The 12,298-nt window shown below is 42.4% G+C and carries 10 protein-coding genes and 5 tRNA genes; 3 read left to right on the top strand and 12 right to left on the bottom strand.

Annotated elements, in window-relative coordinates:
* Positions 1-138 precede the first annotated feature (138 nt).
* The 12 genes from FTT88_RS06045 to tpiA form a co-directional block, all read right to left on the bottom strand.
* On the bottom strand, positions 139-804 hold the full coding sequence (locus tag FTT88_RS06045) for a M48 family metallopeptidase (RefSeq protein WP_180173775.1): 666 nt from the start codon (positions 802-804) through the stop codon (positions 139-141).
* A 167-nt stretch (positions 805-971) separates the two neighbouring features.
* Positions 972-1,379, bottom strand: coding sequence for a ribosome-binding factor A (locus FTT88_RS06040; RefSeq protein WP_180088887.1), 408 nt, complete (start codon positions 1,377-1,379; stop codon positions 972-974).
* Positions 1,379-4,072, bottom strand: a complete 2,694-nt coding sequence (gene infB / locus FTT88_RS06035; RefSeq protein WP_168378201.1) for a translation initiation factor IF-2 — start codon at positions 4,070-4,072, stop codon at positions 1,379-1,381. Before infB ends, FTT88_RS06040 begins: the two co-directional genes overlap by 1 nt.
* A 10-nt stretch (positions 4,073-4,082) precedes the next feature.
* Positions 4,083-5,567 carry a transcription termination factor NusA gene (nusA, locus tag FTT88_RS06030; protein WP_180010651.1) on the bottom strand — a complete coding sequence of 495 codons (1,485 nt, stop codon included), beginning with the start codon at positions 5,565-5,567 and terminating at the stop codon, positions 4,083-4,085.
* 35 nt (positions 5,568-5,602) lie between these two features.
* Positions 5,603-6,127, bottom strand: a complete 525-nt coding sequence (gene rimP, locus FTT88_RS06025; protein ID WP_078189416.1) for a ribosome maturation factor RimP — start codon at positions 6,125-6,127, stop codon at positions 5,603-5,605.
* A 216-nt stretch (positions 6,128-6,343) separates the two neighbouring features.
* Positions 6,344-6,420: transfer RNA gene (locus FTT88_RS06020), tRNA-Met, on the bottom strand.
* A gap of 90 nt (positions 6,421-6,510) precedes the next feature.
* Positions 6,511-6,587 (bottom strand) — tRNA-Met (locus FTT88_RS06015).
* A gap of 58 nt (positions 6,588-6,645) precedes the next feature.
* Positions 6,646-6,722: transfer RNA gene (locus FTT88_RS06010), tRNA-Met, on the bottom strand.
* Between the two features lie 73 nt (positions 6,723-6,795).
* Positions 6,796-6,872, bottom strand: a tRNA-Met gene (locus tag FTT88_RS06005).
* Between the two features lie 48 nt (positions 6,873-6,920).
* Positions 6,921-7,005, bottom strand: a tRNA-Leu gene (locus FTT88_RS06000).
* A gap of 52 nt (positions 7,006-7,057) precedes the next feature.
* On the bottom strand, positions 7,058-7,387 hold the full coding sequence (gene secG / locus FTT88_RS05995) for a preprotein translocase subunit SecG (protein ID WP_078192560.1): 330 nt from the start codon (positions 7,385-7,387) through the stop codon (positions 7,058-7,060).
* Between the two features lie 13 nt (positions 7,388-7,400).
* Entirely contained in the window at positions 7,401-8,192 is a 792-nt protein-coding gene (tpiA, locus tag FTT88_RS05990) for a triose-phosphate isomerase (protein ID WP_180173774.1), read from the bottom strand.
* 275 nt (positions 8,193-8,467) lie between these two features.
* On the opposite strand from tpiA, the gene pilB reads away from it, so the two are divergent.
* From pilB to FTT88_RS05975, 3 genes are read left to right on the top strand one after another with little or no spacing between them, the layout of a single operon-like run.
* Positions 8,468-10,177 (top strand): type IV-A pilus assembly ATPase PilB, encoded by a 1,710-nt coding sequence (pilB, locus tag FTT88_RS05985; RefSeq protein ID WP_078192562.1) that lies wholly within the window; start codon positions 8,468-8,470, stop codon positions 10,175-10,177.
* 32 nt (positions 10,178-10,209) lie between these two features.
* Positions 10,210-11,436 (top strand): type II secretion system F family protein, encoded by a 1,227-nt coding sequence (locus tag FTT88_RS05980; protein WP_180173773.1) that lies wholly within the window; start codon positions 10,210-10,212, stop codon positions 11,434-11,436.
* A complete protein-coding gene (locus FTT88_RS05975; protein WP_180173772.1) occupies positions 11,436-12,296 on the top strand; it encodes an A24 family peptidase in 861 nt (286 codons plus the stop codon). The genes FTT88_RS05980 and FTT88_RS05975 overlap by 1 nt, the downstream gene beginning before the upstream one ends.
* Positions 12,297-12,298: the final 2 nt, after the last annotated feature.

Raw genomic sequence — 12,298 nt, 5'->3', positions numbered from 1 at the left:
CTGATGCTAGTTGGTCTAACACCTTGCAATGTTTGTCTTTTATACGTAATTTAAGGGTTTTCATGTACTTATATTAACAATCAAAACTCAAGGAAAATAGTCCTTAGTTAAATCAAACGACACTTCATGTCGTGTCGCTTATATCTCTGACCTGAAGGACTGAGTTTTACGCTCCATTTGATAAAACAGCTGTGCCATCACGGCATTCTGTCTTGAAACAAAATTTTTCCGCTCATTAATCTGTAAACTGGCCTGCTCTCGTATGGCATCGTATTCCGCTGTTGTGAGTTTTCGTTGATTCTTCCAGTGCGCATCAGGTACATAACCTATTCCATAATGTACATTCAACAATGGATATTCATGAAAATATTTTGCTGTCGCACGTTTTTCTTTGGCTGTTAAAATATTCAGATGAATCCATTCACTGCCAAGATGTATCGATGGATCACGCTTCATGCCTTCAGCAATCCATTTTTTGGCCTGTGGAATATTGCCAATCAACTCATATGCAGTACCTAAATTCACTGCAGTCTTTGGTAAACCTGGATGCTCTTTTTCAATTGCACGCAAAACCTTAATGGCTAAATCGTAACGGCCTGCGTAGATCTGATGTACGGCATAATCATTTTCTGCCTGATAGTCTATTGGGCTAGGATGCCTTGAGACAAAGTTATTCAATTTTTCATCATGATCTTCTTCGTGTTGATTTTCTTTTTCTGAATCAGATGTATAAAAATCTTCTACATAGGTATTTAAACATGCCCAACTTGGCATAGTGATGAGTAATATGCTGCTCAATAGCATGATTTTTTTATTATATTGTGTGTATAGACTGGACTATCCAATGTCATTTTCAAGCTTAGTTTTATCATCTAGTTATAATTCTGTGTGTTATTGGGGATTTTTAAAGAATGACCATTCAAACATAAAAAAGCCACCCGAAGGTGGCTTTTTTCATTCAGCGAACTGAATTATTCATCATCTTTTTTTGCTTCGTCAGTAGGAGGTAAGTCCTTGACCGCTTCCGCAATTAGACCAAACATATAGTTGCCATAAGCATTTGTTTTGTCGTAATGGAAACGCAAACGTGGCGTAATACGTGTTTTGATACGATGGCTTAGTTCATGACGCAAGAAACCAGATGCTTTATTCAAGACATCTAAAGTCTCTTTATTTGCGGCTTCACTTTGCTCATCGCCTAGCTCACGACCCATTACAGTCACATAAACTTCGGCATATCCTAAGTCTGGGCTCACCTTCACGGCAGAGATGGTCACTAGACCACCTAAGCGTGGATCTTTCAGCTCCTGACGGATCAGTTCTGACAACTCACGTTGTACTGTATCCGCCATACGCTTCAGACGTTGACTACCCGCCATTAAAGACTCCGTTTAATTAATTGAACATCGTACACTTCAATCTTATCTTGTGCTTTGATGTCTTTATAGCCTTTCACCGCAAGACCACATTCCATACCGGCACGAACTTCTTCAACCACATCTTTGTAGCGACGAAGAGATTCAAGCTCACCTTGGAATACCACCACGTCATCACGTAATACGCGAATCGGTTTATTACGGTGTAATGTACCTTCAAGTACCATACAACCTGCAGCAGCACCGAATTTACTTGAGTGGAACACTTCACGTACTTCAGCAACACCCAGAATTGTTTCACGGTGTTCAGGCGCCAATTTACCGCTCATCGCATCTTTCACATCATCAATTAATTGATAGATGATTGAGTAGTAACGAATGTCGATACCATCAGCATCAGCTTTTTGACGTGCAGTATTATCAGCACGTACGTTAAAGCCGAGAAGAACCGCTTCTGATGATTCAGCAAGTGTTACGTCAGACTCAGTGATCGCACCAACACCTGAACCAATAATACGTACTTTCACTTCATCAGTTGCAAGTTCAGCAAGTGCAACGTGTAATGCTTCCAAAGTACCACGTACGTCTGTTTTCAATACCACGTTGACAATAGGCACATCTTTCTTGCCCATAGACGCCATGATATTTTCAAGACGCATCGCAGATTGACGCTCAAGACGTTTTTGACGTTCACGATCCATACGTGCATCAGCAACTTCACGTGCTTTCTTCTCGTCATTTACAACAAGAACTTCGTCACCCGCCATTGGCGCTTCAGGAAGACCCAAGATTTCCACAGGAATCGAAGGACCAGCAGATTTAATACGTTGACCATTTTCATCTGTCATTGCACGTACACGACCGTATGACGAACCTGCAAGAACAAGGTCACCCACTTTCAATGTACCGTTTTGAACAAGAATCGATGTTACCGCACCACGCCCTTTGTCTACACGTGCTTCAATTACAACACCTTGTGCCGCACCCTCTTCAGATGCTTTAAGCTCAAGAAGTTCGGCTTGAATTGAGATCAAGTCAAGAAGTTCGTCGATACCTGCACCGCTGTGCGCAGAAACCATTGCCACTGGAACGTCACCGCCCCATTGCTCAGGTACGATTTCTTTCGTCGTCAACTCATTCAATACGCGATCTGGATCAGCAGACTCTTTATCCATTTTGTTGATAGCAACAATAATTGGCGTACCTGCTGCACGTGCATGGTCAATCGCTTCCGCAGTTTGTGGCATAACACCATCATCTGCTGCAACAACCAACACTACGATATCTGTAGATTTCGCACCACGTGAACGCATTGCAGTAAATGCTGCGTGTCCCGGTGTATCTAAGAAAGTAATAATACCTTTTTCAGTTTTCACATGGTAAGCACCAATATGCTGTGTGATACCACCTGCTTCACCTGCAGCCACTTTAGAGCGACGAATACGGTCAAGAAGTGATGTTTTACCATGGTCAACGTGACCCATAATTGTCACAACTGGCGGACGAGTGGTTTGGACACCACGCGCTTCTTCAGCTGCTTCAAGTAAGTTGTCTTCTGCTTGTGTATCCGAAACAAGTACTGGATTGTGACCCATTTCTTCAACAACAAGTGCTGCAATTTCTTGATCAATCGCTTGGTTTTGAGTAACCAATTCGCCCATTTTCATGAGTGATTTGATAACTTCGCGAACTTTAACCGCCATTTTCGCAGCCAAGTCAGCAACAACAATTGTTTCACCAATTTCAACATCATAAACTTGTTTTTTAACTGGTTTTTCAAAGCCATGCTTGTTCGCTTGACTTGTTTTTAAACCACGTTTATGTGAGTTATCACGGAAAGATTGCTCTTCGCCACGACGACCACCTTTTTTAGGTGAACGTGAATTGTTGGTATTGGTACCACGTTTAATTTCACGGTCTTCTTTCGCAAATGAATCTTCATATGCCTGACCTACAAGGCCGGCAGCAAGCGGAGAATCATCTACAACACGAATGGTCGCAGTAGTGTCTTCGTTAGAATACTTAGACGCCATTTGACGCATTTGCTCAAGCGTACGTTGTTGCGCTTCTTCAGCGGCTTTACGACGCGCCGCTTCTTCTACAGCTTTCAATTGTGCTGCTTGAGCTTCACGTGCTTTTTTCTGTTCTAGAGTTTCAACAGGTTTTGTAATTGGCTTGTTGTTTGACTTACGTTTTACAACAACCGCAGCTTTCGGTGTTTCTTGCTTCGCATGTTCTTGCTTCGCAGCAGCACGCATTGCTTCTAAAGCTTGTTTCGCTTTAGATACTGGTTGTTGCTTCGGTTCTTCAGCTTTCGCTTCAACCTTAGGTTCCTGTTTACGTGCTTGTTGGTCAGCTTGTGCTTTCGCTAATGCTTCAGCTTTAATTTGCTCAGGATCCGGTTTAACAAATGTATGTTTCTTACGAACTTCTACATTAATCGTTTTTGCCTTGCCCGATGTACTCGCCACTTTAGCAGTACTGGTAGTTTTACGTTTCAACGTGATTTGTCCTGCATTGCCCGCATCCTGACCATGAACTTTTTTCAAATGGTTAACGAGGGCATTTTGTTGTTCAGTGGAGATAATATCTTCAGGTTTAGTTTGTGTTAAACCTGCATCACGAACCTGTTCCAGCAGCTTCTCAACTGGACGACCCACGCTGAGAGCTAACTCCTTAATCGACTTGTCCGTCATATATTACCTCCTAGTTAAACCATGATTCGCGCGCTTTCATAATAAGTTGACCTGCTTTTTCAGCACCTAAACCTTCAATATCAGAGATATCGTCAGTGGCTTGATCTGCAAGATCATCTACAGTTACCACACCGCGAGCGGCAAGCGCATACGCGATTTCTTTAGTCACGCCTTCCATTGCAGCAAGCTCTTCGCTTGGCTCTTGGATGTTCTCTTGTTGTTTCAATGCATCAGCCAATGCAACTTCTTTTGCACGACCTTGTAGCATTTCAACAGTTTCAGCATCAAGTTCGATCTCATCGAATGTTTCCGCAGGAACATACGCGATTTCTTCTAATGATGTGAAGCCCATTTCAACCAACGCCATCGCTAAGTCTTCATCAATATCTAGACGTGTAACAAACATATCTAAATATTGTTGCGCTTCGTTTTGTTGGCGTGCGTGATATTCTTCTTCAAGCATCATATTGAGCTTGTAACCAGTCAATTCAGATGCTAAACGTACGTTTTGACCTTGAGAGCCAATTGCACGCGCTAACTGATCACTCGTTGCAAAAATAATATCTGCAGTACGTTCTTCTTCATCAATCACGATACCTGATACATCAGCAGGCTCTAAAGCACTTGCAATGTACTGTGCCGCGTCATCCGACCAAACGACTACATCAATACGCTCACCATTTAACTCTGACTGAACCGCTTGGATACGTGTACCACGCATACCAATACATGCACCTACAGGATCAATACGGTGATCGTTTGTTTTCACAGCGATTTTAGCACGAACGCCAGGTTGGCGTGCAGCTGCCTTAATCTCAATGATTTCTTCAGCAATTTCAGGAATTTCTTTCTTCATCAATGCGATGAGCATTTCTGGTTTAGAACGAGAAAGTAATAACTGAGCACCACGGCCTTCACGGTTCACATTAAACAAAATCGCGTTTACACGTTGTTTAGGACGTAGAATTTCTTTAGCGATCATTTCTTCACGCGCAAGATATGCTTCTGCATTGTCACCTAAGTCAATGATAAAGCCATCTTTGGTTTGTTTTTTCACTTCACCGTAGATGAGTTCACCAACTTTAGACTCGTAAGCATCTGCAATTAATGCACGTTCTGCTTCACGAATTTTTTGAACAATCACTTGTTTCGCAATTTGTGCCGCAATACGACCGAAATCAATCGATTCAACTTCAAGTTCACGAATATCACCAATTGCCCATTTTGCAGGATCTACATCAGAGATCGCATCTTGGCATGCTGGCATTTCGTGATCTTCGTCGGCAACCACTTCCCATTGACGGAAAGTACGGTAATCACCAGTACGACGGTCGATTTCTACACGTAGACGAGCTTCTTCCGAGTGAGTTCCCTCGTAGAATTTCTTCTTAGTCGCTGCAACTAAAGCTTGTTCAAGCGCTTCAAAAATTGCATCACGACTTACACCTTTTTCGTTACTAACCGTTTCTACTACGGTAAGAATTTCACGAGCCATAAGTCACCTATTCGTTCAGATTCTTATTTATTAAATTAATCTTGGAAAACCAGATTTGCTTTATCAATATTGTGGCTGTCAATATCCAACACTTGTTGCTTTTCAACTTCAACCTGAATCATTTCGCTTTCAAGGTCTACGCTTACAAGTTTGGCTTGGAATTTACGACGATTATCCACAGCACTGATCAAACGCAAAGCGACTTGCTGACCAATGTATGCCGTCATTTGTTCCAATTTAAAGAACTGACGATCCCAACCTGGAGATGACACTTCCAATGCATATTCGCCTGAAATTGGATCATGTACATCCAACATCGCACCCACTTGCTGAGTGACACGAACACAGTCCTGCACGCCGATACCACGGCCTTGCTCAACTTCGCCATCTTCATTGATGACAGGTTCTGCATTTTCATCAACTTCACGGTCGATATAAATACGTAACAGTGAACGTTTTCCTTGAGGTTGGAAATCAATCCCCCAAAGTTCTACATCACATGCTTGCACCGCTGGGGCAATTAAGTCCTGAAGTGCTTGAGTTTTATTTGATAGCTTCATTTACTCTCGTCAAATTTGTGCGATTCGATGGTCGAAATGACCACTACAGACCAATGCAAAACTATAGTAGTAGTGAAACATGACGGTTTGACCAAAATACTGTCGACACTACACGATAGCCAATAAAAAAGGGCGTAAATCGCCCCATTATTACACAGAAAACCATAGTCCACTGTGCAAAAAGGCCCACCTAGTTGTGAGCCTCTTTTAGAAACTTGGTAGCGGGAGCTGGATTTGAACCAACGACCTTCGGGTTATGAGCCCGACGAGCTACCAGACTGCTCCATCCCGCATCAACATGCAAAAATTATATACAATTTCTTGGTCATTTTCAATCTAAAACAACCTGAAGAATTGCCCCACTGAGTTGCATCTCAGAGGATTGGTAGCGGGAGCTGGATTTGAACCAACGACCTTCGGGTTATGAGCCCGACGAGCTACCAGACTGCTCCATCCCGCATCAACATCACAATGACTTTCAGATAAACTGCTTATATAGATTGTGTGCTATATAAGATTGGTAGCGGGGGCTGGATTTGAACCAACGACCTTCGGGTTATGAGCCCGACGAGCTACCAGACTGCTCCACCCCGCATCAATATGCAAATAGTTCTCTCAGCTTTAAAAGCTGTCCATTTAAAAGTTTGCATCTTAAAAATAGAATTGATTGGTAGCGGGAGCTGGATTTGAACCAACGACCTTCGGGTTATGAGCCCGACGAGCTACCAGACTGCTCCATCCCGCATCAACAGAGTTTTGCTGCATACACCAACTTATGTTCTGGATTATAAGTTGGTGCGGAAGGGGGGACTTGAACCCCCACGCCCGAAAGCACTACCACCTCAAGGTAGCGTGTCTACCAATTCCACCACCACCGCAGCTGTGACGCATTCTAGTCGCAACACGTCAAAAAAGAAAGCGCTAAATAAATTATTCAGCGCTTTTTGGTGCAGTTGGCGAAGTTTCAGCCGATTTTGCTGGCGCAGTCGGTACTGAAGAAATCGCATTCAGACTATAAGCATCTGTCGTTTGTTTCTTTGCAAACACCGCAAGTGTCAAGCTCGTAACAAAGAACAAAGCCGTTAAAATTGCAGTCAAACGGGTCATAAAGTTACCCGAACCAGATGCACCAAATACAGTTGCAGCACCGCCGCCACCAAAAGATGCACCCGCATCTGCGCCTTTACCATGCTGAACTAAAATCAGCACGATCATTAAAATCGCTAAGATAATATGTACCACCAGCACAAACGTATGCATGCTGAACTCCTAATTATTTTGTATTTGCAAATGCTTGAGCAATTTTATAAAACGACTCTGCATTTAATGATGCACCACCGACCAGCGCACCATTGATATCTGGACAGGCTGCCAACTCTACTGCATTTTCAGGTTTTACACTACCACCATAAAGAATTGCAGTATGAAGTCCTATTGGGGTGATTTGGCTTAAACCTTCACGAATTTTAGCATGCATCGCTTGCGCATCTTCAGGTGACGCTGTTTTACCTGTACCAATGGCCCAAATTGGCTCATAAGCAACCACAATTTGCTTCCACTGCTCTGCTTGTACGACAGCAGCAATATCACATATTTGTTGTAACACAACCTGTTCTGCTTGGCCGCTTTCACGTTGTTCTAAGCTTTCACCCACGCAATAAATCACAGTCAAACCTGCGTTTAATGCATTTTTTACTTTTTCATTAATGATATGCGGTTGATCAGCAAAAATTTCACGGCGTTCTGAATGACCAATAAGTACAAATTCAATACCATAATCTTTTAATAGCTCAGCACTAAGCTCACCCGTGTATGCACCTGTACCTGCGACGCGAGAAACGTCTTGTGCAACAGTCATGATGTAACGGCTTGCTTGTGCTAATTCATTTTGCACCGAGGTCAGAGCAATAGCTGTTGGTGCAACCCCAATATGGCATGCCGCTTCAGCAATATTTTGTTCATTTAATAATTGCTTAAAATTCTTAAGAAGTGCGCCAGCATCGGCTTGCAATGGGTTCATTTTCCAGTTACCCACTACCCAAGGCGTAATCGTCGAACCCGACATATTTATCCCACATGACAAAGATGAAATCGGGCACATTCTACACGTAATTCATAATTTTGAAGATACATTTCAACACATTTGCATCTTCGAAGCACACCAGTCATTCCAAGATCTTCACTTTTCTGTAAAAAAATTAAGCAGATTTAAGGACTGGTTCATGCTTTTTACCAATTCTTAGCTAGTGACAACACTTTAAGATATGGTATTTTTGTGCAACAAAAGTATAATTTTGCTATACCAATTATAAACAGACTGAAGCATAGGCAAGTAAAAGCATGACAGCAGTTCAAGGTTCTTCAAGATTTACGGGGTTTATTCGTCGCTTAGTTGACGAAGGGCATCTGTCTGCCGAAAAAATGCAAGCAGCGCTGCAAAATTCAAAAAAGGCTCATCAAGATATCGTGCCGCATTTGATTCAGGAATATCACCTTTCAGCACGCCTGATCGCAGAAACCATCTCGATAGAGTTCGGTGAACCGGTTTTTGATATTTCAACTTATGATACGTCTTTAATTATACGTGATGAATTTGAAGATAAACTCATTACCAAGCATCGTATTTTGCCTATTTTTAAACATGGCAATTTATTATTCGTTGCGATCAGTAATCCCACCAATATTGAAGCAGTGGATGCCATTCGATTTGGTAGTAAGCTGAATACTGAAACAATTATTGTTGAACATGACAAACTTGAAAAGTTAATTGAACAGAACTTTGCTGAAGAAAGTACTTTTGACTTTGATGATGACTTTGATCTTGATTTAGAACAGGAAACTATTGATCCAGCGAAAGAAGATGAAGATGAGGCAACAGGGGATGAAGCTCCGATTGTTAAATACATCAATAAACTACTAGTCGACGCCATTCGTATGGGTGCATCTGACTTACATTTTGAACCCTACGAAAAAACCTATCGCGTCCGCTACCGTGTCGATGGCGTGTTAAGAACAATTACAAATCCGCCATTACAGCTCGCTACACGACTCGCTTCACGTTTAAAAGTCATGTCACAAATGGACATCTCGGAAAAGCGTATACCTCAAGACGGTCGTATCAAGTTAAAGCTGTCAAAGAACAAAGCTATCGACTTCCGTGTGAACTCTTTACCGACATTGTTTGGTGAAAAACTTGTTCTACGTATCCTTGATCCATCTAGTGCGATGCTAGGGATTGATGCGTTGGGTTATGAACCTGATCAAAAAGAACTGTTCATGCAGGCTTTAGAAAAACCACAAGGCATGCTACTCATTACCGGTCCAACGGGTTCCGGTAAAACCGTATCTCTATATACAGGTTTAAATATTCTCAACCGTGAAGATACCAACATTTCAACGGCCGAGGATCCTGTGGAAATTAACTTAGAAGGGATCAATCAGGTCAACGTAAATAATAAAGTCGGCCTCACCTTCTCTGCAGCCTTAAAATCATTCTTACGTCAAGACCCTGATATTGTGATGGTCGGTGAGATTCGAGATTTAGAAACGGCTGAAATTGCAATTAAAGCGGCTCAAACAGGTCACATGGTTATGTCTACACTGCACACCAATAGTGCACCTGAAACACTGACACGCTTACGCAATATGGGCGTGCCTTCATTTAACATCGCGACATCCGTAAACCTTGTCATTGCGCAGCGACTTGCACGTCGCCTATGTTCACAATGTAAAGAAACAGTAGACGTACCAAAACAAAGTCTATTGGAGCTTGGTTTTACCGAAGATGATTTAAATACACCAGAATTTCAAATATACCAACCTGTTGGTTGTGCCGAATGCCGTGAAGGCTATAAAGGTCGTGTCGGTATATATGAAGTCATGAAAGTGACACCTGAAATTTCAAGAATTATTATGGAAGATGGCAATGCCTTACAAATTGCCGAAGCTTCAAATCAAGCAGGTTTTAACAATTTACGCCGTTCAGGCTTAATTAAGGTCATGCAGGGGGTGACTTCACTTCAAGAAGTCAATCGTGTGACCAGTGAGTAAGTGAATTAGTATTTAAAAATAAGGATAAATTCATGGCTGTAAAAAAAGCGCAGATGATGCCAACCTTCAGTTATGAAGGCGTGGATCGCAAAGGGGCGAAAATCAAAGGGGAAATGCCTTCGCGTAATATGGCTTTAGCCAAAGTCACTTTACGTAAGCAAGGCATCACCATTAAAACCATTCGAGAAAAACGCAAAAATATTCTCGAAGGCTTGATGAAAAAGAAAGTATCCACTTTGGATATCACGGTATTCACGCGCCAACTTGCAACCATGATGAAAGCCGGTGTACCGCTCGTTCAGGGTTTTGAAATCGTGGCGGAAGGCCTAGAAAACCCAGCCATGCGTGAAGTGGTCTTGGGGATCAAAGGTGAAGTTGAAGGCGGTAATACCTTTGCTGGTGCGCTGCGCAAATATCCGCAGTATTTCGATAACCTATTTTGCTCCTTGGTTGAATCAGGTGAACAGTCGGGTGCATTGGAAACCATGCTAGACCGTGTTGCCATTTACAAAGAAAAAAGTGAATTGCTTAAGCAAAAAATCAAAAAAGCCATGAAATACCCAGCAGCGGTCATCGTTGTCGCTGTTATTGTGACGATTATTTTGATGGTAAAAGTGGTTCCCGTATTCCAAGACTTGTTTTCATCATTTGGTGCAGACTTACCTGCCTTTACCAAAATGGTGGTCAACATGTCGGAATGGATGCAAAAATATTGGTTCTTCCTCATCATTGGAATTGGAGCTGTGATTGCTGGTTTCATGGAAGCGAAAAAACGTAGCAAGGCTTTCCGTGACTTCTTGGACAAAGCTGCACTGAAAGCACCGATTTTTGGTGATTTGGTTTATAAAGCAATTATTGCCCGCTACAGCCGTACCTTGGCAACCACATTTGCAGCCGGTGTACCCTTAATTGATGCGCTTGAATCAACTGCAGGTGCAACCAACAACGTGGTATATGAAACAGCTGTGTTAAAAATTCGTGAAGATGTGGCGACCGGCCAGCAATTGCAATTCGCCATGCGTGTCACCGATAAATTTCCCTCTATGGCGGTTCAAATGGTGGCTATTGGTGAAGAATCAGGTGCTTTAGATACCATGCTAGATAAAGTGGCAACGCATTATGAAAACGAAGTTGATAATGCCGTAGATGGCTTAACCTCGATGATGGAACCCTTAATTATGGCGGTACTGGGTGTCCTCGTTGGTGGTCTTGTGATTGCAATGTATCTTCCAATCTTCCAAATGGGTTCTGTGGTTTAATGCAAGAATTAATAACATATTTAATCAATACCCCAATTGCGATGTATATCGCAGTTGGGATTTTTAGTCTTTGCATCGGTAGTTTTTTAAATGTGGTGATTTACCGTACGCCAAAGATGATGGAACAAGAATGGCGCACGGATTGCCAACTGTTTTTACATCCAGACCAACCGATTATTGATGAAACAAAGATCACCCTGAGTACACCTGCTTCAACGTGTCCAAAATGCAAAACACCTATACGTTGGTATCAAAACATTCCAGTCATCAGTTGGATCGTGTTACGCGGAAAATGTGGAAGTTGCCAAAACCCGATCAGTAGCCGTTATCCACTGATCGAATTACTCACCATGATCTGTGCGCTGATTGTTGTTGCAGTTTTTGGCCCAACCATCCAAATGCTGTTTGGTCTGGTGCTGACTTATGTCTTGATTGCCTTAACATTTATTGACTTTGACACCCAACTTTTACCTGACCGTTATACCCTTCCTTTGGCTGCACTCGGGCTTGGCGTGAATAGCTATGCCATTTATACCTCTGTAACCTCAGCCATTTGGGGATATATCATCGGCTTCTTATGCCTATGGATTGTTTACTATTTATTTAAAATCATCACTGGTAAAGAAGGCATGGGCTATGGTGACTTTAAGCTTTTAGCTGCCTTAGGTGCATGGATGGGCCCTTTCCTGCTTCCACTGATTGTATTACTCTCTTCACTGGTGGGTGCAATCATTGGCATTATTTTGCTCAAAGTCCGTAAAGAAAACCAACCTTTTGCATTTGGTCCCTATATTGCCATCGCCGGATGGATCGCCTTTTTATGGGGTGATCAAATTATGAAAATTTATTTGGGTCAGTAAGG

The sequence above is a fragment of the Acinetobacter sp. YH01024 genome, assembly GCF_013420195.1.
GTDB classification, from domain to species: domain Bacteria; phylum Pseudomonadota; class Gammaproteobacteria; order Pseudomonadales; family Moraxellaceae; genus Acinetobacter; species Acinetobacter amyesii.
This window is presented reverse-complemented; position numbering and strand designations above follow the sequence as displayed.